This window comes from Aeromonas rivipollensis (assembly GCF_037811135.1).
Taxonomy (GTDB): domain Bacteria; phylum Pseudomonadota; class Gammaproteobacteria; order Enterobacterales; family Aeromonadaceae; genus Aeromonas; species Aeromonas rivipollensis.
In genome coordinates this window covers 3991453-4010627 of record NZ_CP149130.1, presented here as the reverse complement: position 1 = coordinate 4010627, position 19175 = coordinate 3991453, and the positions used below count along the sequence as shown (strand labels likewise).

The following is a 19175-nucleotide window of genomic DNA, read 5'->3' as shown; positions in this document are numbered from 1 at the left end:
GATGGGGCCATCTTCCCTCACCCCGGCAGGGGCGTCTGTACGCTAGCGCTTATAGGGGCACTTTTTATTGGCGGCGCCTGTGCGGGGGCCCAGAGATGACAACGCCCGGCGAGCCGGGCGTTGGGGGACAAGTTCTCAAGGCAGACAAGCGCCCTAGAAGTCGTGGTAGAGGGGCCAGCCGAGCAGGGGGTGTCTGAGGCCGGCGCGCATCTCGATGTTGTCGAGCTTCTCCGGCGAGGCGTTCTCCCTTTGCTGCTGCTGGTACTGGCGCACAAACCCCAGGGTGTGCAGCAGATTGGGCACGAAGCCCGGGCTCAGCTCCTGGCGCAGGGCGGCGGCCATGTCGGCGGGCAGCTCGGCGAGCATGAGGGCAAGCTGGGTGGTCAGATGCGCGGTGTCATACCAGGCCTCGTCGAGCTCAATCTCACGCGCAAGCCGGCGCTTGAGATCCTGCTTCACCTTGAGGGGGGCGGCACCGCTGCCCTTGCCGCAGAGGATGCGGTAGAGCAGAGCCTCGGCCAGCTTGTCTTCCATGGTGGGGTGATCGCTCTCGCAGGCGAAGAAGTGCTGATCGATGAGCCCCATCAGGCGGACCTTGTTGTGCTCGGTCAGCGCCTTCTCGTACTCCTGCCACCCTTGCCACTCCTCCACATCGGGAGGGCTCGAGATCTTGTCCAGGAGCCTGGCATCCACGTCCCCGTAGAGGCTGTTGCCGGTCTGCCTGGGGCTGACGGAGATGAGCATGGACCAGCCCTTCTGGAACGGCTTGATGGGCCCTTCCGGTGCCTGCAGCAGGGCCAGCGCCCGGGCCGTGTCGCGCCCGGAGAGCTCCTGCAATCCCAAGCTCACCACGCCGATGACGTCGTGGGCTGCCTGCTCCAGCAGGTGCATCTTGTACTTGTTGTAGTACTTGTCGGCGAATTTCAGGCTCATCAGCACCGCCTTGCCCTTGATGGCGGCAAGTTGCTGGGCGCTCAGGAGTTCACGCTCGGCGCCAAAGCGCAGCACCTGGGTGAGGAAGGGGCCTTCGTTGGCCTCGCGGATGACTAGTTGCATAGGGCTCTCCTCAATCCAGGAAGCTGAACATGTCGTCCACTTCGTCGTACTCGTCGCTGACCTGGTTCTTCTCCTTGGCCTGCATCACCAGCTCGTTGGCGAACTTGTTGATGATCCCCTCCCAGGTGGCGTTCTCGCTGCGCAGCAGCGACTTGATGGCTTTCTCCACCTCGGGAGCCTGCTCGCGGATCAGCATCAAGAGGCTGCGCGGATCATCCAGCGGATAGTCGTGGGTGCCCTCGGCCTGTTGGCGTTCGCTGTAGCGCAGGGACTCCTCGAGATCTTCCTCCTCGGCGTGCAGCACGTCGCCAAAGCCCTCTTCATCTTCGTAGCGATCGCCACGGTAGAACTCGATGAAGGGGATGGCGAGGTAGAAGAGCCCGGCGGGATCTTCGGCGATGCACTCCAGGATCTCGGTCTGCTTGGCCTCGCTGTCCTGGGTGCGGATCAGGTAGTTGAGGAAGTCGAAAGTGTGCTGCTGCAGCTCCTCGGCATTGTTCTTGATTGCCTCCTCCCAGTAGAGAGGCTGCTGGCAGACGATGTCGCGGATCCGCTCCGGGGTCATCAGTTCGGAGATGATGGACGGGAAGGAGATGTCGTGCTGGCCGTTGATCTGGGTCAGGGTAACGATATCAATGTTTTCAATGACTTCGGCCAGTTGCTCGTCGGACATTGTCTTGGCGATCAGCTCGAACTTTTCGCTGGCCTGCTTGGGCTCGACCACGGCCAGCTCTTTGATCTCGATGGCGGTAATTTCTATCAGACTGTTCATGCTTTGCCTCAAATTAGAAACGCACTTCGTCGTACATGTCCTGATCGTCTTCTTCGCCATCACCGCCATGATAGTCGGCGTCGGCATCTTCCCCGTCGTCATCTTCGTCGTCCTGCAACTCGTAGTCGTCTTCGGCACGACGGCCACCGCGGGGCAGGGGGTTGTCCAGCAGGTAGAGCACGGCACAGGCTTCGATCAGCTGATCTTCGCTCTGGGCCCGCACCGCCTTGACCAGCGGCAGATCGGCGTTGTTGAAGGCCACCGACACCTTGAACTCGTCCCATGAGGGTTGTACGCCGTCGGCGAGCCACCTGGCCCACTGCGGCTTCGCCTTGGGCGGGAACTGCACCCGGCCATAGAGGGCCAGCGGCAGGTATTCGGGCATGAACTCCAGCATGCTGATGTCGGCCAGCAGCAGGGCCTTCATCTTGCCGGTGAACTGCTCGAGTGCCTTGGGCTGATCCTGATCCCGGTAGGATTCGATGTTCTCGCTGGCATCACTTTGCAGCGCCTTGAGTCGAGCCTGGTCCCATTTTTTTTGCATAGCGCCCTCAGGGGTAGAATTGGTCCCACATCTCCTGCATGGCAGCAGCGGGATCGGTCACGATGACGTTGTTGAAATCCTTGATAAAAGCGGCTCTCGCCTTGGGATCGGAAAGCACCTCGTAGGCCTTCTTCACCTGATGCAGCTTGATGGCTGCCTGCTCTTTCTCTTCTTCGCTCGCCCCGTGCAACTTGTCGGGGTGGTACTGGTTCGAGAGCCGTCGATAGGCTTTCTTGATGTCGTTTTCGCTGGCGTTGGACTTGACGCCCAGCACCCGAAAGTAGTTGTTCATGGCAGATCCTGCATCACTGGCATCATCAGAGTCACAATGCTGGCGCCTGATGGGGCTTGGGGGAACCAGGCACGGTAAAAACCCGTCATTTTAACGGAAACCACCGGCCACCGCCATGAATAGGAGGCGATATGGCGGCGACCAGGGGCGAATGAGGGGCCCAGTCGTCACCCAGGGAGGCTCTTTATCCTGCCACGCCGGGCTGCCCCGGTTCGGGGACTACAATACAGAGGGCGTCAGGCTGCTGCTGTCGCCAGGGATCTGCCCCTGTGACAGAGATCAGAACCAGGACCATCACAAGGATATAGACACCATGTTCAAACGTTATCTTCTGCCTCTGGCACTGCTGGGCGGTGTCGCCATCGCGGCCGATGAGAGCCTCGATGAGCCCTTGATGTTCATCAAGGGGGACATCACCAGGGCCCAGTTCATGGAGAGAGCCGAGCAGCGCTTCGCCCGGCAAGACAGCAACGGCGATGGCACCCTGTCGGTCGCCGAGAGAGAGGCCGCCATGGCCAAGATGCATGAGGCGATGAAGCAATCGGGCAAGGCCATGCCGGGCAAGATGGGCAACATGAGGCCGATGCAGGATACGACCAAGGCGCAGTTCATGGAACGCCATGAGGCCGTCTTCACCAAGATGGACAAGAATGGCGACGGCGTGATTGACGAGGCCGAACGGGCCAGTGTCAAGGCCCGGCTCGGGCAGGGGACCATGTCACCGGCGCAATAGGGGGCGAATCAGCAAGTTCGGCCTTCAGATAAAAAAGAGCCCGGTAGTCATACCGGGCTCTGCTCATTGTGATGGGGCTCAGGCCTGCCAGTTGGCCCACAGCAGCCGCAGCTGCAAGCCCCAGCGACTGCTCCAGCCCGTGGTGCTGCTCACCACCTTGCCGTCCTTGATAATGAGGAAGCTGGGGGTGACGCTCACCTGCCAGCGGGCGGCGAGCGCCCCCTGCTCATCGTTGTAGGTCGGGAAGCTGAGCCCCTTCCTGGCCATGCCCTGCTGCAACCGGGCATCGTCGCCGGAGCGCAGCGCCACCGTCAGCACGTTACTGCCGTCTTGCCAGAGCTGATCCACTGTCGGAGTGGTAAAGCGGCAGACGGCGCACCAGCTGGCCCAGTAGTAGACCAGCAGGAGCTTGTCCCTGCTCATGGCCTGCAGGTCGGCCTGGGTGCCATCTTGCAGGGTCAGCACAGGCAGCGGGCTCCCCTCCGGCAGCGCCGGGCTGCGCCACAGATCCAGCAGGGTTGTGATGACCAGGGCAAACAGCAGCAGCCAGAGCGCCTCCTTGCCCCAGCGTCGCCAGCGGGATCTGGGGGTGACTGTCTCGGTCATTGGTTACCCCAGTTTCGCCAGTTCAGTTTTCACGAGCTGTTCGAGCTGCTCATAGGGAAGCGCGCCCGGCACCAGCTGGTTGCCGATCAATGTGGCCGGTGTCCCTTGCACGCCAAGCAGAGTGCCGATGCGCTGACTGTATGGACCCAGCTCCACGGATAGTTTCCTCATATCTGCTTGCCCAGTTCGGCCTTCACCAATTGCTCGAGCTGCTCATAGGGCAGGGCACCCGGCACCAGCTGGTTGCCGATAAGCGTCGCCGGTGTACCCTGCACCCCAAGCAAGGTGCCGATGCGCAGGCTATTGCGCAGCTCCTCCGTGGCCTTGCCCTCAGGCTTGAGCGCCACATTGCCGGTGGCCGCCAGCGCCTTGTTGATGTCCGCTTCGGTCAGCATGCCCTGCTTGCTCATCAGCTTGTCGTGCAGGGCGAGGAAGCGGGCCGGATCCTGCTGCCACAGGGTCAGGCTGTACTGGGCCGCCTTGGCGGAGGTCTGCCCCTTGAACGGCAACAGCTTGATCACCAGCCCCAGATCGTTCGGATAGGCCTTGAGTAGCTTGGTCACCGCGGGGTCGAACTGCTTGCAGTAGGGGCAGTTGTAGTCGGTGAAGAGCACCAGGGTCAGCTTGGGGTTCTTGGCCCCCAGGCGCGGGCTGGTGGCGCTGTTGAACAGCACATCCTGGTTGCCCTTGATGAAGTCGCCGAGCTGGGCCGCCTGATCTGCGGCGTTCTGTTTCTCCCAGGATTCGGCCGCCTCATCCAGGATCTTCGGATTCTGGACCAGGGTTTCGCGAATGAGCTCCTTGATGCGTGCCTCCTGCTCCGGGGTGAAGGGGGCGGCGTGCAGGGCCGGGGTCAAGAGTGTGCCCAGCAGGGTCAGGGCGAGCAGGGTGGGTTTCATTTGGTTTCTCCTTGAGAGGGGGCAATACCGGCTTGCGCCAGGGTGGCAAGCAGGGTCGATCGGTCCAGCAGGGGGGAGAGGATCTCGCCATCCGTCAGGCCGGGCCCGTAGATCTGGTTGAAGGGAATGGCCACGCTGCCGCGCTGGCGCAGGAAGCTGGCGATGCTGTCGGAGGGGCGGCTCCAGTCCCCGCGTAGGGCCACCACATCGGGGGCGCTCAGGGCCTGCTGCACGTCATCTTGCAGCAGTACGTTGAATTTGTTGGCTTTGCAGGTGATGCACCAGTCGGCGGTCACATCGACGAAGACCCGCTTGTTCTGGGCCAGTGCCAGCGTGATGGCCTGCTCAGAGAGCGGCTGCCAGTCGACCCTGTCCTGCTGGGGCTTGCCGTCCAGGGTGAAGGCGCCGCCGAGCAGCAGGGCCCCGCCCAGCAGGCAGCCCAGTGCCAGTCCCAAAGTCAGTGCGCGTATGCCGTGGCGCCACACGACGGCCAGCAGCAGGGCGACCAGCATCAGCGCCATCAGGATCAGCATCCAGAAGGGACCGATGTGGTTGCCGAGCAGACTGAGCAGCCAGAGGCTGGAGCCCAGCATCATCAGGCCGAGCAGGGTGCGCAGGCGCCCCATCCAGCGACCCGGCTTCGGCAGCCAGAGCGCGAGACGGGGGACGGCGGCGATGAGCAGCCAGGGCAGGCTCATGCCCACACCGAGCGCGGTAAAGATGAGCCAGAGCTGACCCAGCGGCGCCCCGAGGGCAAAGGCGACCGCAGTGCCGAGGAAGGGGGCGGAGCAGGGGGTGGCCAGCAGGGTGGCAAAGCAGCCCTGCAGGAAGTGACCCCCCAGGCCCTGACCGCCGCTGGTGGCCAGGCGGGTATTGAGGTTGCTCGGCAGCCGCAGCTCGAACAGCCCCAGCAGGTTGGCGCAGAACAGCGCCGTCACCACCACCATGAAGCCGATAAACCAGACACTCTGGAACTGGATGCCCCAGCCGACCGCCCCCTGGGTGGCGCGCAGCAGGGTGCTCATCAGCGCCAGCGCCCAGAAGGAGACCAGGATGCCGGCACTGGCCGCCAGGAATTGCAGGCGCACCGGGCGGCGCTCCCGGCTCTCGAGCTGCAGCACGGATCCCAGCTTGAGGGCCAGCACCGGCAACACGCAGGGCATCAGGTTGAGGATGAGCCCCCCCAGCAGGGCGGCCCCCAGCAACCAGAGCAGCGAACGGCCGCCGCTCGGCAGGGCCAGGGGCTCACCTATGCGGACCTCGCTCTGCCAGGCCTGCTCGCCGCTCGCCAGCACCAACCCGAGTGGCTGATGACGGATATCGGGGGCATCCCCCTGCCAGCCATCGCTGACCGGAATGCGGGCGATCAGGGTGTTGCCCTGCACCTCCAGGCTGGGCTCGCCAAATTCGGCCCCCTCCAGACGCTGGAGAAACACCTGGGGATCCTGCCAGCCCTGGGGGTTGTCTGCGGTCAGTTGCAACTGGTTCTGCCGGTAGCCCGCCTTGAGGGTCACAGTGGCCGGCATGGCCTGTGGCAGGGTGCTCATCGCCTTCGCATAGGCAAGGTCGAACCCCTCAGGGGCAGCGCCATCCAGCGCCAGGGTGAAGGGGTAGTCGGTCAGGATGCAGACGTTGCTGCAGGTCGAGAGGCGCAGGGTGCCCGTCAGTGCCTCGCCGCCGCTGCGGGTGAGGCTGATGGGGAGGCTGACGTCCCCCTGGTAGCCCTGGGTCGAGATGCCGCTGACGTCAAATCGCTCCGGCACGGGCCAGTGCCACTGCGCCGCCGGCTCGGGCTTATCCCAGAGGATCTCGGGGGCTATGCCACCTTCCCCCGGGTTCTGCCAATAGGTTTTCCAGCCGGATTCAAGCTGCAGGTTGAGCAGCACCCGGGGGGCGGCGGGATCCCGGGTGTCAGCTTGCAGCCGCACCTTGGCGTGATCGTTCTGGGGGCTGGTGAGCCAGCCGGTGTCGCTGGCCAATCCCATGGATTGCCACAGCAGACCGCTCAGCAACAGGGCGGTCTTGATGATGTTTGACATGTGTTTGTCTCTTGAAAATGAAAGTCAGGGTGGAGAAAACCGCCGCAGACTCATTCCCGCCAGACGCAGAGGGTGAGGTGCAGTCGCCGTTCGGGAGGCGAAATGTTGATGGGAGGAGGAAGCGCAGGGGCGCGGCGCGACAGGGGCGCCAGCAGGGCAATCACGAAGGCGATGGCAAAGAAGATCTGCTCGGCGCAGAGCAGGTTGGCGGCACTGAGCCACTTACCGTTGAGCTGGCAACTGCTGGGCTGGGGCGTCGCGGCTTGCCCCTCGTCGGCATCGGCGCTGGACGAGGAGAGGGGGAGCATCTGGCAGCTCAGGGCCTGGTCGAGCTGTGCCAGCCTGGCCAGCGGCTGGGCCGCACAGTTGATCACCAGGATGCAGACCAGCAGCAGGAGTCTTGTCGCCACGCGTTGTCGCAAAATCATGCTCGTCCTACCCTGTTGAATGGTGCATATCCTATCGATCAATGGTGGCGTGAGCAAGCCAGCGGGATTCGATACGACCACATGCTCCCTCTGGGGTGGTCGGTTCTGTCTGGCGAACGCTTGTTCGCTAAAAGGGGGACCAGTATACTGCGCCGAGTCAAATTCCGAGGTGTTCGATGCTCAAACTTGCCCGTGTGCTGCTGCTTACCCTGCTGCTCATCTTCTGGTTCGTGTTTGGTCTGTTGCTCTGTCTGGTGCGTCCGCGCCACCCCAACAACGTCTATGTTTTCGCCCGCATGTACCATGCCGTCTGTCCGCTCATCGGGCTCAAGGTCCGGGTCACCATTCCGGACGAGGTCAAGTCGGTGGGGCCTGCCGTCTATGTCTGCAATCACCAGAGCAACTTCGACATCTTCACAGTGACCGGTGCCGTGCGCCCCGGCGTGGTGGCGGTGGGCAAGAAGAGCCTGCTGTGGCTGCCCTTCTTCGGCCTCATCTTCTGGCTCTCCGGCAACGTGCTGATCGACAGATCCAACCGCTCCCGCGCCATCGGCACCATAGGCCAGGTGGTGGATCGCATCAAGCACCACGGCACCTCCATCTGGATGTTCCCGGAAGGGACCCGCTCCCAGGGCCGCGGTCTGCTGCCGTTCAAGGCCGGCGCCTTCCACACCGCCGTCCAGGCCGAAGTGCCCGTGGTGCCTATCGTCTGCTCCAGCTACTTCGGTCAGGTTGACCTGAACCGCTGGGACAACGGCGAGGTGCTGCTGGAGATGCTGCCCCCCCTGTGCAGCAAGGAGCACGGCGCCGCCGGCATCCGCGATCTGTCGGATAGCTGCCGGGCCAAGATGGAAGCCAAGCTGGCGGAGCTGGATGGCAAGCTGGGCCATCGCCCGGCCGCCTGAGGTTCGAGTCCAATTGCATGAAGGGAGCCGCTGGCTCCCTTTTTTATTGGTTAAAATCACCACCATGTTGGCCATTTTTACCAACTCATGGTCTTGAGATGGCAGCGTTGAGTCTCCATCTATCTGTAAAACAACAATAAATTATCTTGGCACGGCTCTTGTAATGCCATGGGGAGAGATAGCCATCCCCATGAACAAGGAGCCAGACCATGAGCGTATTCAGCCGCCTGACTGACGTGATCAATGCCAACCTGCACAGCCTGCTCGACAAGAGTGAAGAGCCGGAGAAGATGCTGCGCCTGATGATCGAAGAGATGGAGCAGGTGCAGATCGAGATGAGAACCCAGGCCGCTCGCGTCATCGCCGAACAGAAACAGCTGGAGCGCCATCAGCAGGCGCTGCGCCACCAGATCCAGGAGTGGTCTGCCAAGGCCGAGCTCGCCATCCAGAAGGGACGTGAGGATCTGGCCCGTGCCGCCCTCACGGAGAAGCTGGCCGAGGTCAAGAAGTGCGAGCAACTGGAGCAGGACAAGGCCCGGGTGGCCGAGGTGCTGGCCCAGCTCACCGCCGACAGCGAGCGGCTGGCAGCCAAGCTGACCGAGGCTCGCGAGAAGCAGAAGATGCTGACCCTGCGCGAACAGACTGCCCACAGCCGGATCCGTGCCCGCGCCCAGGTGGACAACCAGCGCATGCATGAGCTGATGGCCCGCTTCGACGGTTTTCAGGGCCGGGTCGATCAGCTGGAAGCCCAGCTGGAGGCGGCTACTCTGGGGCAGAATCCCTCCCTGGAGGCCCAGTTCCGCGAGCTGGAGCTGAACGACGAGATTGAGCGCGAGCTGGCCCGCCTGAAAAGCCGGAAGGCGGAGGCGTAACCATGAGCCCCTGGCCGAAAGATCTGGCCCATCGCAAGCTGACCGGAGTCTGTGCCGGTCTGGCCAACGGGCTTGGGATCTCGAGGGTGACGGTGCGGGTGCTGGCCTTGCTGGCGCTTATTCTGATGCCGCCCCTGGCCCTGGCCCTCTATCTGCTGGCGGTGCTGGTGATGCCGCCCCGTCGTGAATTGAAACGCTGGCTGGACTGATCCGCGGATCAGAACCGCCGGCCACTGCAAGCTTGTGAGGAGCACAACATGCTGGAATTTATCGTCTTGATGCTGGTGCTGGTGACCATGGCGCTGACCGGTTTTACCGTGCTGGCCATGCTGCTGGTGAGCGGGGTCTTCGTGCTGTTTGGCGCCCTGGCCGGCATGTTTGCCCTCATCATCAAGCTGGCGCCCTGGTTGCTGCTGGTGCTGGCGGTGTGCTGGCTGCTCAGCAACAGGCGCAAGCAGTCGAACACCTACCGTTAAACCTCCCTGACCCTTTACGGCCACCCTTTTGGGTGGCCTTTTTTATGGCGGCTGGTTCAAGGGGAAGGATTGATGGGGGTCGCGGCGGCGCTCAGCCAGGGCCGGCGCCAGTCGTGCCAGAGCTCGGGGTCGAGAACCAGGCGCTCCTTGAATGCCTTGCTCTGCTGCTTGAGGCGATACTCGAGGCGCAGCGCCTCGCCCTTGTCTGCCACCCCCTGGCGCCACACCAGGGTCAGCGGTCCCTTGCCACGCAGTGCGCGGGCGCCCTTGCCGCTCTGGTGCTGGCGCAGGCGCCGCTCGGGATCCGTGCTGATCCCCGCATAGAGCGAGCCCGCGCCGGTGCGCACCAGATAGATAAACCAGCTAGCCTCGGGCTGGTCCGTGCTGGCCGTCATGACTCTTTCCACTGGACCCGGCCGCGCCTGAGCAGATGCAGGGGGAACAGGCTCACCAGCAGGCCGGCCCAGACGAAGGCGAAGCCCACCGACTTCACCGGATCCGGGATCTCGCCAAACCAGAAGATGGCGAGCAGGAAGGCGAGGCTCGGCTCTATATATTGCAGCAGCCCCACAGTGCTCATGCGGGTGCGTGCCACTGCGTAGCAGAACAGCCCCACCGGCAGCAGGGTCGCGGGGGCGCTGCCCATCAGCAGCAGCTTGTCGGCCCAGTCACCAGCCATGAACTGGCTCATGCCGTGCAGGCCCAGCCAGGCGAGGATCAGCAGGGCGACGGGAAGCTGGGCCAGGGACTCGAGATAGAGGCTGACACCGGCATCGTGGCGCACCTTCTTCTTGATGAGGCCGTAAAAGGCGAAGTTGGCCCCCATGATGAGGGAGAACCAGGGCAGCTCGCCGTAGGAGAACAGCATGTAGGCCAGCCCCGCCAACGCCAGGGCGACCGCCAGATGCTTCTGGGGGGTGAGCCGCTCCTTGAGGAAGAGCACGGCGAAGGCGATGTTGAATAGCGGCGTCATGAAGAAGGCGAGGCTGGTGGCCAGCACCTGGCCGGTGGTCAGGCACCAGGTGAACATGCACCAGCTGATGGACATGACGGGGCCCGCCAGCAGGATGAGGCCAAGCTGGCGGGGCTCGCTGCGCAGGCGTACCCAGGGGACCCGCACCCCGAGCAGCAGGAAGAGGCCGCCCAGCAGGATGACAGACCAGAGTACCCGGTGGGAAAGCAGCTCCCACATGTTGATCTCGGGCATGAACTGGTAATAGAGGGGCAGCATGCCCCAGAGCACGAAGGAGAGGGCCGCACTGCCGGGGCCCAGCCAGTTCTTCATCGCTTTCCGTTTATTAAATTAAACAAATGTGGTCGCATGATAAGTATCTGCCGCCGGTTCCACAAGCGGGATCCTGCCGGAAACTCTGTTACCATCAGGCCATGAACCGACTAGATACCTTGTTTGAACAGATCCGGGCCTGCCGCCTGTGCGAGGCCCACCTGCCGCTGGGGCCCAGGCCGGTGATCCGCGGCAGCGAGCGCGCTCGCCTGCTGATCATCGGTCAGGCGCCCGGTACCCGCGTCCATGCCAGCGGCATCCCCTGGGATGATCCCTCCGGCGATCGGCTGCGCCACTGGCTCGGGGTGGACAAGGCCACCTTCTACGACGAGTCCCGCATCGCCATCATGCCGATGGGGCTCTGCTACCCCGGCAAGGGCAAGTCGGGGGATCTGCCGCCCAGACCCGAGTGCGCGCCCACCTGGCACGACAAGGTGCTGATGCTGTTGCCCAATATCGAGCTGACCCTGCTGATCGGCCAGTATGCCCAGCGCCACTATCTGCGGGAGGCGGGCAAGGATTCGCTCACCGAGACGGTGCGCAGCTGGGCTGACTATGGCCCGGCCTGGTTGCCGTTGCCGCACCCGTCACCGCGCAACACCTTCTGGCTCAAGAAGAATCCCTGGTTCGAGCAGGCCGTGATCCCCCATCTGCAGCAGAGGGTTGCCCCCTTGCTGCTTTGATTCAGACCGCCGGCTCTGCCAGCGGTTTTGACTTGCCGCGCGCCATTGCGACCAGCGGCAGTATGATGCACAGGCACCCCAGCAGCAGCGGCAGACCCGGTTGCTCGTCAAACAGCCAGACCCCGATGGCGACTGCCATCAGCAGGCCGGTGTACTCCGCCGAGGCGATCTTGCTCGCCTCCGCCTTGCGATAGGCCACCACGCACAGGCCCGCATAGACCATGATCAGCGCCGAGGAGCCGAAGGCGGGCCACCACATCTGCCACTGCCAGGCCCCCCCTTCCCACCAGGCCAGCGCCAGTATGATCGGCATGCTCAGCACGTTGGTGAAAAACAGGGTCTGGGCGATGGGCTGCTTGAGGGGGATCCGCTTGATCAGCAGGTTGTTGACCGCCATGGAGAGCGCCACTCCGAGCGCCGCCAGGGCGGCCCAGTTCACCTCGGTCGGGCGCAGCACTATCAGCACACCGATGAAACCCACCAGGGCCGTCAGCACTTTCTGGCGCGACAGCGCTTCCCCTGCCAGCCAGACCGCGAGCGGCACCATCAGCAGCGGGGCCGCATAGAAGAGGGCATTGGCGGTTGCCAGCGGCAAGCGGGTGAGGGCGACCACCATCAGGCAGACGCCGATCGCCCAGATGTGAGCCCGCAGCAGGTGCCACTTGATGGCTACCGGCGGGTTGCGCCGCCAGGACCAGAGCAGCCAGGGTGCCAGCAGGAGGGCGGCGGAGAGCTGGCGGAAGAAGACGAACTGGAACACCGGCTGGCTCGGCTCCAGCACCTTGACCAGCGCATCGGAGAAGACCGCCACCATGTTGCCCAGCACCAGATAGAGGATGCCAATCCCGACTGCGTTCATACCACCTCCCACGTTAGATGAGGGAAGGGTAGTCTGACGCCCGTTATCCAGTAAAATGATAAAAAATCACCATCCATGAGAATTTTGGATAATGAAGCTACCTCCCCTGCGCGCCGTTCAATACTTCGAGGCGGTTGCCCGTCTGCTCAGTTTCTCCCGTGCGGCCCTGGAGCTCAATGTCAGCCAGAGCGCGGTCAGCCACCAGATCCGCCTGCTGGAGGACTTTCTGGGGGAGCGGCTGCTGCTGCGCCAGGGACGCCTGCTGTCCCTGACCGCCCAGGGGGAGAGCTATTTCGAGGGGATCTCCGCCGGGCTCGGCCAGATAGCCCAGAGCAGCGAACAGCTGCGCGGGGGAGGCGAGATGCGGCTGCGGCTCGCGGTCTACAGCTCGTTCGCGGTGAAGTGGCTGATCCCCAGGCTGGCCGGGCTACGCCAGCTCTACCCCGAGCTGGATCTGAGCCTGGAGATGGTGGCGGAGGATCCCGAACTCTCCGATCGGGTGGCGGACTGCTTCATCACAGTCTCCCCCCACGGGCGCGGCTATTGCCACGATCTCATCTATCGGGAGCGGCTCTTTCCGGTCTGCAGTCGTCGCCTGTTGCAGCAGGTGGAGGGGGAGTGGCCTGCCGCCATCTGGCAGTTGCCGCTGCTCTCGGTGCAGTCCATCTACAAGGCGCGGGGGGAGGATTGGCAGCGCTGGGCCAAGGCGGGGGGGCTGGTCATTCCGGACGAGGCGCGGATGCACCACTTCAGCCATGTGCTGCTGGCGATGGAGGCGGCGGCCTGGGATCAGGGGGTGGCGTTCGTGAACGACTACATGCTGCGACCGGACGATCCCCAGCTGGTGGCCTTGCCGGTGCACCAGCTGGAGACGGGAGATGCCTTCTACTTCACCTGCAAGCGATCCCGGGCCCATGAGCCCGCCATCAGTAGGCTGCGCCAGTGGCTGATGATGGAGACGCGCCAGAGCATGCCGCTCTAGCCCGGCGAGCTGTTGGCTCAGGATAAACAGGGGGCAGGGGATAACGAGGGGCCCAGGGCTGGAGTGGCCTGACAGCAAGGGTCAGGCCACTCCAGGCTCAGGCTTTCCTGAACTGGCTCAGGATAAAGAGGCTGGTGGCGCAGACCACGACCGAGGGACCTGCCGGTGTGTCCTGATACCAGGAGAGGGTCAGGCCCCCCAGTACGGCGAGACAGCCGATCAGGGCCGCGAAGCCGGCCATCTGCTCCGGCGTCTGGCTGAAGCGGCGGGCGGTGGCGGCGGGAATGATCAGCAAGGAGGTGATGATGAGGGCCCCGACAAATTTCATGGCCACGGCGATCACCAGGCCTATCAGCAGCATCAACACGCAGCGCAGCACATCGACCCGTACTCCCTCCACCCGCGCCAGCTCTTCCGAGATGGTCATGGAGAGCAGGGGATCCCACAGCCGCCACAGGGTGAGCAGCACCAGGGCGCCGCCGCCGTAGATCCAGAGCAGATCCATGGGCTGTACCGAGAGCAGGTCGCCAAACAGGTAGGCCATCAGATCCACCCGCACGTTGTCCATGAAGCTCAAGGTGACCAGGCCAAGGGAGAGGGCGCTGTGGGCCAGGATGCCGAGCAGGGTATCGGTCGCCACCTGCTGGTTGCGGCTCATGATCACCAGCAGCATGGCCATGGCGAGGCAGCAGACTACCACTGCCAGGGTGAGATCCACCTGCAGCAGTATGCCGAGGGCGATGCCGAACAGGCAGGCGTGGGAGAGGGTGTCGCCAAAGTAGGCCATCTTGCGCCACACCACGAAGCTGCCGAGGGGCCCGGCCAGCAGGGCGATGCCGAGGCCTGCCGCGAGGGCGTATAACAGAAAGCTGTCCACTTGAATGTCCTTAACTGCGCTTATGGATTGCGAGACGGCAGGCGGATGACGGGGACCTGCGGCTCATGATGATGGTGTTCGCCGTCGCAGTGATGATGGTGGGTGTAGACCGCCAGCACCTCCCGCTCAGGGCGCCCGAACAGGCGTGCAAATTCGGGGTGGCGTGCCACGCTCTCCGGCTCGCCGTGGCAGCAGACGTGGCGATTGAGGCAGATCACCTCGTGGGTGCTGGCCATCACCAGGTGCAGATCGTGGGAGACCATCAACACGGCACAGTTGAACTCGGCCGCCAGCTGGCTGATGAGGGCGTAGAGCTCGATCTGGCCCGTGATATCCACCCCCTGGACCGGCTCGTCCAGGACCAGCAGCTCGGGCTTGACCAGCAGGGCACGGGCCAGTAGCACTCGCTGCATCTCGCCGCCGGAGAGTTTCTGCATCCGGTTGTCCAGCAGCTCCTGGGCGCCTACCCGCTCCAGCGCTTCCTCGATGGAGAGGCGGCTGTTCTTGCCGAGTTGCAGGAAGCGGCGCACCGTCAGCGGCAGGGTGGGGTCCAGATAGAGGCGCTGGGGAACATAGCCGACCCGCAGATCGCGACGACGGATGATCTTGCCGGAGTCCGGATTGAGCAGGCCTAGCACCAGCTTGCTCAGGGTGCTCTTGCCAGCCCCGTTGGGGCCGACCAGGGTGGTGATTTTGCCTTTGTTCAGGGTAAAGGAGACCTTGTCGAGCACGGACCGTCCGTCAAACGACAGACAGACCTCTTTCAGCTCCACCAGTTGGGTCATGACAGCTCCGGGGTTTACAGCCTGTGAGAGTTATAATATAACAGCGACGTTGGTTTGTTATATTATCACACACTCACTCCCTGACGAGACCTCTATGCGAATTCTTACTCTGATCACTGCGCTGCTGGCGGTGAGTCTGCCTGTCCGCGCCCTCGAGGTGCTGACCACCCTCAAACCCCTTGGTTTTATCGCGGCGGCCATCACCGATGGCGTGAGTGAGCCGAAAGTCTTGCTGCCAACCGGCGCCTCTCCCCACGACTTCTCCCTGCGCCCCTCCGATATACGCAGCATCAACGGCGCCGATCTGGTGGTGTGGGTCGGCCCCGAGCTGGAAGGTTTCATGGCCAAGCCGCTGGCCGAGCATCCCCACAAGCTGACCCTGACCCAGGTTCCGGGGATGCCGCTGTTCAACTACGCGACTCAGGGCAGCCAGGATCCCGCTCATCATGACGACCATGACCATGACCATGACCATGACCACGATGAAGGGCATGAGGGGCATCACCACGAGGGGGTGGATCCCCATATCTGGCTGGGGCCAACCCAGGCCAAGGTGATTGCCAAGGCGATCGCGACCGAGCTTGGCAAGCTGGATCCGGTCAATCAGGCCCGTTATGCCGCCAACCTCGCCGCATTCGATGCCAAGGTGGACGCCAAGGACAAGGTGATCGCCGAACAGATGAAGGCGGTGAACCAGAAGGGCTATTTTGTGTTTCACGAGGCCTATGGTTACTGGGAGCGTCACTACGGCATGAGCTCCAAGGGCCACTTCACCGTGAGCCCGGAGCGCCGCCCCGGCGCCAAGACGCTGGTGGAGATCCGCAAGGCGCTTGAAGAGAAACAGGCGAGTTGCATCTATGCCGAGCCGCAATTCTCGCCTGCGGTGATCGAATCGGTCGCCCGTAATACAGGCGCCAAGGTGTTGCTGCTGGATGAAGTGGGTGAGCAGGTACCGCTTGGTCCCGATGCTTATCCGCACTTCATGCAGCAGCTGGCCGACGCCTTCGCCCAGTGTCGTTGAGTCATCCCGGACTCGCCCTATGGGGTGGCTGCGGCCAACTATACTGACCTCCAGCGTCTGATATGGAGTGTCAGTTATGAAATTATTGCTTCTCTCCACCTGCACCCTGGCACTGCTCTGTGCCAGCGTGCAGGCCTCCCGCCTGTCCGAACACATTACCAGCCCCGAGCTGAAGGCAAAAATGCAGGAAGTCTATGGCGCCAGGGCTATCCAGCGCGCCGAGGCCTTCTCGCGCCTGCTCGCGCCCAGAGCGGGCACCACGGATCAGCAGAAGCTGGAGTTGGTCAATAACTACTTCAACAATCTGACCTACAGCGAGGATCCCAGACTTTGGGGGGACGAGGACTATTGGGCCAATCCACTGGAATTCATCGGTGCCAGAGGGGGTGACTGCGAGGATTACAGCATCTCCAAGTACTACACCCTGATGGAGCTCGGCGTTGACGAGAAGAAGCTGCGGCTGGCCTATGTGAAGGCGATCCGCTACAACCAGTTTCACATGGTGACGCTCTATTTCCCGACGACCAAGTCCGACCCTCTGGTGCTGGACAACATCAATGGTCGCATCCTGCCCGGCAGCAAGCGCAATGACCTGCAACCCGTGTACAGCTTCGATGCCAAAAGCATCTGGGTCATGAAGTCACGCCGTGAGGGGACCCTGGCCGGGAGTGCCGATCGCCTGACCCAGTGGAAGTCGATGCAGAGCCGCTTTTCCAGCGAACATCTGCGTGCCCCCCGTCGCCAGCTATAGCTTGCCTGCGGCTTTCAACTCCTCGAAGTATCTTGCCGCCCCCGGGTGCTGTGTGATGCTGAGCACCGGGCCTGTCTTGTTGCGCGCCTTGTGGAACAGGTTGGCATAGCCATAGGTCTGCTCGTTGAAACTGGTCTGCTGGCTCAGCATGGCTTTGGTCAGGCGATAGGCGTCTTCATCCGGCGTGGTGGCATTGGTCACCAGGGTGGCGGCGATGGCAAAGGTGGGGGTGGCTTTCTGGTTGCCGGGATAGATGCGGGCCGGTACCTGACTGCGCTGGTAGTATTTGACGCCTTGCAGCAGTTGATCCCTGGTCGCGCCCTCGATGGCCATGAATCGGATGGCGCAGCGCTTGGATGTCTCCAGCACGATCCGGTTCGGATGCCCCATCACCAACCCATAGGCATCGATCTGTTTGCTGCACAAGGCTTCGGACAGATTGGCCACGCTCTTCAGATCGAGATCCTGTTCCTTTGCCCCTAACAGGTTGAACAGTGCCAGTGCCGTCTGACGAGTACCCGAACTCTTCAGTCCCATGTCGATGGGGGCCCGCTTGAGTTGCTCCAGGGTGGTGATGTCGCCATCGGCCCGCACCACTATGGTGAAAGGCTCAGCATGGGTGGCAAAGAGGGTTCTCAATTCGGGCTGGGGTTGCTTGGCAAATGGTCCCGTGCCCTGGCTGGCCTGATAGAGCCAGTCAGACTGCACGAGGGCGTAGGGGATGTCTCCGGCTTGCAACTGCCGCAGATTTTCGATGGAGCCCGAACTGGCCTGCGGTTTGCATTGTAGTGCGGGGTCGCTCTTGTGAGCCAGTCGGCAGAACTCCTTGATGACCTGGTAATAGATCCCCTGTTCTCCCCCCGTGCCTATGGTCATGGACACTGCATAAGAGCCGGGTTGCCACAGCAGGGCAAGCAATAGGACAGGGATTCTCATGATGCCTCCTGGCTGGCATAGCCATCGATGCCCCAGCTGCGCAGGGTATCCGTATCGTTGATGTCGCCGGCTTCTGCCAGCAGGGTATAACCGGAAGCATGCAGACACTGGGAAAGCAGGTTCCAGTAGAGGGGGGCCTGGGTCAGCTGGCAGCTGATGAAGATCGGCTTGATGGGGTCTAGCTTTGTCAGGTTGTCATTGTTCATGGGCACATTACTGAATGCCATCTCGACCCCCTGAGCCTGAAGCGCCCCCAGGCGCTCCTCGGCCAGGGGAGGGAAGCTTGCCAGATCCCAGCGCCAGTCCAGGGTCTTGCCCCTGGCGCTGGCCAGGGAGGAGGCGAACTGTGCCCAGTCGGGATGATTGAGCAGGCTGAGGGGGAGCTGTAGCCCTTCCGTCTTCTGAGTCAACCAGTCGTTGAGCAGCGCCCGGATCTCATCCGGCGAGCTGTCCGTGGTAGGTGGGGTCTGGGGCAGTAACCGGCTATAGAGCCGGATGTTTCCCTGAGTGGAGAAAAAGTGTTGCAGATACATGCCGTTGGCGATGTCGGTCAACCCAGCGAGTTTCTGATGGGCCAGCAAGTTGTCATGTTTGCCGAGCTGGGTGATCTTGAGCCTTTGCTGCAGCAGATCCCGCTTGCGTTCGGAGACCAGCTGGTTGATGGAGGCCACGACCTCCTGCAACTCGCGAAGCCATGGGGTTGGCAGATTGCCACTGAACTGGCGTTTGCGGATCTGCACCAGCTGCTGGCTGACTTGTTCGAGGGGGCGCAGCAGACGGCCGCACACCCAGGTGATCACCAGGGTGAAGACCAGCAGACCCGCGAGCAGCGCCAGTCCGGTGCGGCTGATGGCGTTCCAGAGGTGTTGGTAGGCGTATCCCTCGTGGCCTTCGAGGGTGAGGGTGCCCAGAATACGCCAGCCATCGGTGAGCTCCTGCTCGATCTTGACCGGTGGCATGTGGACGACAGCGGGCAGCCAGCTGGGGATGTTCTGCTGGGCCGTGTGGAAGACTTTCTGGAACAGCAACTGCCCATCCGGATCCAGCAGCGTGACCGAGCTGACGAAGCCGCCATCGAACATGGCGTTGGCAATGGTTTCCGCCAGTACCTTGTCATCGTTGAGCAGGGTGCCTTGCAGCACCAGACCCAGGGCCGTGATGGCCGTCTCCAGATTGGCCGACATCTGATCGAGAATGGACTGCCGTACCGTGGTGATCTCCAGCATGAGCAGCAGGATGGCACCAATGGTGAACAGGATCAGGATGATTACATTTAACAATCTTGCCAATGACATACCCACTCCCTGGAAATGTTTTTGCAACATTTGGTGGTCCGGGGATGAACACAACCGGACTTGGTTCTTAAAAATAGAA

Annotated in this window: 25 protein-coding genes; 9 read left to right on the top strand and 16 right to left on the bottom strand. The window is 62.7% G+C overall.

What is annotated here, in order from left to right; all coding sequences use genetic code 11:
- Window positions 1–153 precede the first annotated feature (153 nt).
- From atcC to WIR04_RS18285, 4 genes are read right to left on the bottom strand one after another with little or no spacing between them, the layout of a single operon-like run.
- On the bottom strand, window positions 154–1056 hold the full coding sequence (atcC, locus tag WIR04_RS18300) for a cold adaptation protein AtcC (protein WP_307765322.1): 903 nt from the start codon (window positions 1054–1056) through the stop codon (window positions 154–156).
- 10 nt (window positions 1057–1066) lie between these two features.
- Window positions 1067–1828, bottom strand: coding sequence for a cold adaptation protein AtcB (gene atcB, locus WIR04_RS18295; protein ID WP_025325590.1), 762 nt, complete (start codon window positions 1826–1828; stop codon window positions 1067–1069).
- A gap of 13 nt (window positions 1829–1841) precedes the next feature.
- Window positions 1842–2372: a cold adaptation protein AtcA gene (gene atcA / locus WIR04_RS18290; protein WP_338888813.1), complete on the bottom strand. Its 531-nt coding sequence runs from the start codon at window positions 2370–2372 to the stop codon at window positions 1842–1844.
- A gap of 7 nt (window positions 2373–2379) precedes the next feature.
- Window positions 2380–2664, bottom strand: coding sequence for a DnaJ domain-containing protein (locus WIR04_RS18285; protein WP_025325592.1), 285 nt, complete (start codon window positions 2662–2664; stop codon window positions 2380–2382).
- Window positions 2665–2977: 313 nt separating this feature from the next.
- Here WIR04_RS18285 and WIR04_RS18280 point away from each other — a divergent pair, with 313 nt between their 5' ends.
- Window positions 2978–3397 (top strand): EF-hand domain-containing protein, encoded by a 420-nt coding sequence (locus WIR04_RS18280; protein ID WP_338888810.1) that lies wholly within the window; start codon window positions 2978–2980, stop codon window positions 3395–3397.
- A 78-nt stretch (window positions 3398–3475) separates the two neighbouring features.
- Here WIR04_RS18280 and WIR04_RS18275 read toward each other — a convergent pair whose 3' ends face one another.
- From WIR04_RS18275 to WIR04_RS18255, 5 genes are read right to left on the bottom strand one after another with little or no spacing between them, the layout of a single operon-like run.
- Window positions 3476–4003 (bottom strand): protein disulfide oxidoreductase, encoded by a 528-nt coding sequence (locus WIR04_RS18275; protein ID WP_338888808.1) that lies wholly within the window; start codon window positions 4001–4003, stop codon window positions 3476–3478.
- A gap of 3 nt (window positions 4004–4006) precedes the next feature.
- Window positions 4007–4159, bottom strand: a complete 153-nt coding sequence (locus tag WIR04_RS18270) for a copper resistance protein (RefSeq protein ID WP_420883434.1) — start codon at window positions 4157–4159, stop codon at window positions 4007–4009.
- 11 nt (window positions 4160–4170) lie between these two features.
- Window positions 4171–4902, bottom strand: a complete 732-nt coding sequence (locus WIR04_RS18265) for a DsbA family protein (protein WP_317841858.1) — start codon at window positions 4900–4902, stop codon at window positions 4171–4173.
- Window positions 4899–6941: a protein-disulfide reductase DsbD family protein gene (locus WIR04_RS18260; RefSeq protein ID WP_338888802.1), complete on the bottom strand. Its 2043-nt coding sequence runs from the start codon at window positions 6939–6941 to the stop codon at window positions 4899–4901. Before WIR04_RS18260 ends, WIR04_RS18265 begins: the two co-directional genes overlap by 4 nt.
- A 50-nt stretch (window positions 6942–6991) precedes the next feature.
- On the bottom strand, window positions 6992–7369 hold the full coding sequence (locus tag WIR04_RS18255; RefSeq protein WP_025325598.1) for a hypothetical protein: 378 nt from the start codon (window positions 7367–7369) through the stop codon (window positions 6992–6994).
- A gap of 176 nt (window positions 7370–7545) precedes the next feature.
- Between WIR04_RS18255 and WIR04_RS18250 the strand changes: the two genes are divergently transcribed.
- The 4 genes from WIR04_RS18250 to pspG all read left to right on the top strand — a co-directional run bounded on the left by WIR04_RS18250 (window position 7546) and on the right by pspG (window position 9622).
- Complete coding sequence (locus WIR04_RS18250; RefSeq protein ID WP_025325599.1) at window positions 7546–8274, top strand: 1-acylglycerol-3-phosphate O-acyltransferase; 729 nt, start codon at window positions 7546–7548, stop codon at window positions 8272–8274.
- Window positions 8275–8483: 209 nt separating this feature from the next.
- The gene (pspA, locus tag WIR04_RS18245; RefSeq protein WP_307765329.1) at window positions 8484–9146 is read left to right on the top strand and encodes a phage shock protein PspA; all 663 of its coding nucleotides are present in this window, start codon (window positions 8484–8486) and stop codon (window positions 9144–9146) included.
- Between the two features lie 2 nt (window positions 9147–9148).
- Window positions 9149–9355, top strand: a complete 207-nt coding sequence (locus WIR04_RS18240; RefSeq protein ID WP_005331055.1) for a PspC domain-containing protein — start codon at window positions 9149–9151, stop codon at window positions 9353–9355.
- Window positions 9356–9403: 48 nt separating this feature from the next.
- On the top strand, window positions 9404–9622 hold the full coding sequence (pspG, locus tag WIR04_RS18235) for an envelope stress response protein PspG (RefSeq protein WP_005331057.1): 219 nt from the start codon (window positions 9404–9406) through the stop codon (window positions 9620–9622).
- 56 nt (window positions 9623–9678) lie between these two features.
- Here the strand turns inward: pspG and WIR04_RS18230 are convergent, their stop codons facing one another.
- The gene (locus WIR04_RS18230; RefSeq protein ID WP_338888797.1) at window positions 9679–10017 is read right to left on the bottom strand and encodes a GIY-YIG nuclease family protein; all 339 of its coding nucleotides are present in this window, start codon (window positions 10015–10017) and stop codon (window positions 9679–9681) included.
- Window positions 10014–10907, bottom strand: a complete 894-nt coding sequence (gene rarD, locus WIR04_RS18225) for an EamA family transporter RarD (protein ID WP_338888795.1) — start codon at window positions 10905–10907, stop codon at window positions 10014–10016. The genes WIR04_RS18230 and rarD overlap by 4 nt, the downstream gene beginning before the upstream one ends.
- A 101-nt stretch (window positions 10908–11008) precedes the next feature.
- On the opposite strand from rarD, the gene WIR04_RS18220 reads away from it, so the two are divergent.
- Complete coding sequence (locus tag WIR04_RS18220) at window positions 11009–11590, top strand: uracil-DNA glycosylase family protein (protein ID WP_338888793.1); 582 nt, start codon at window positions 11009–11011, stop codon at window positions 11588–11590.
- 1 nt (window position 11591) lies between these two features.
- Here the strand turns inward: WIR04_RS18220 and WIR04_RS18215 are convergent, their stop codons facing one another.
- The gene (locus WIR04_RS18215; RefSeq protein WP_005331061.1) at window positions 11592–12449 is read right to left on the bottom strand and encodes a DMT family transporter; all 858 of its coding nucleotides are present in this window, start codon (window positions 12447–12449) and stop codon (window positions 11592–11594) included.
- Window positions 12450–12540: 91 nt separating this feature from the next.
- Here WIR04_RS18215 and WIR04_RS18210 point away from each other — a divergent pair, with 91 nt between their 5' ends.
- Complete coding sequence (locus WIR04_RS18210; protein WP_025325605.1) at window positions 12541–13431, top strand: LysR substrate-binding domain-containing protein; 891 nt, start codon at window positions 12541–12543, stop codon at window positions 13429–13431.
- Window positions 13432–13528: 97 nt separating this feature from the next.
- Here the strand turns inward: WIR04_RS18210 and znuB are convergent, their stop codons facing one another.
- Both znuB and znuC read right to left on the bottom strand, forming a co-directional pair.
- Complete coding sequence (gene znuB, locus WIR04_RS18205) at window positions 13529–14308, bottom strand: zinc ABC transporter permease subunit ZnuB (protein ID WP_338888789.1); 780 nt, start codon at window positions 14306–14308, stop codon at window positions 13529–13531.
- A 20-nt stretch (window positions 14309–14328) separates the two neighbouring features.
- Entirely contained in the window at window positions 14329–15093 is a 765-nt protein-coding gene (gene znuC / locus WIR04_RS18200; protein ID WP_025325607.1) for a zinc ABC transporter ATP-binding protein ZnuC, read from the bottom strand.
- Window positions 15094–15187: 94 nt separating this feature from the next.
- Here znuC and znuA point away from each other — a divergent pair, with 94 nt between their 5' ends.
- Together znuA and WIR04_RS18190 are read left to right on the top strand one after the other, a co-directional pair.
- A complete protein-coding gene (znuA, locus tag WIR04_RS18195; protein WP_338888787.1) occupies window positions 15188–16114 on the top strand; it encodes a zinc ABC transporter substrate-binding protein ZnuA in 927 nt (308 codons plus the stop codon).
- A 76-nt stretch (window positions 16115–16190) separates the two neighbouring features.
- A complete protein-coding gene (locus WIR04_RS18190; protein ID WP_025325609.1) occupies window positions 16191–16865 on the top strand; it encodes a transglutaminase-like cysteine peptidase in 675 nt (224 codons plus the stop codon).
- Here WIR04_RS18190 and WIR04_RS18185 read toward each other — a convergent pair.
- Window positions 16860–17801, bottom strand: a complete 942-nt coding sequence (locus WIR04_RS18185) for a TAXI family TRAP transporter solute-binding subunit (protein WP_420883433.1) — start codon at window positions 17799–17801, stop codon at window positions 16860–16862. The two genes, WIR04_RS18190 and WIR04_RS18185, sit on opposite strands and share 6 nt — an antisense overlap.
- Window positions 17798–19096 carry a LapD/MoxY N-terminal periplasmic domain-containing protein gene (locus tag WIR04_RS18180; RefSeq protein ID WP_338888784.1) on the bottom strand — a complete coding sequence of 433 codons (1299 nt, stop codon included), beginning with the start codon at window positions 19094–19096 and terminating at the stop codon, window positions 17798–17800. Before WIR04_RS18180 ends, WIR04_RS18185 begins: the two co-directional genes overlap by 4 nt.
- Between the last annotated feature and the right edge of the window lie 79 nt (window positions 19097–19175).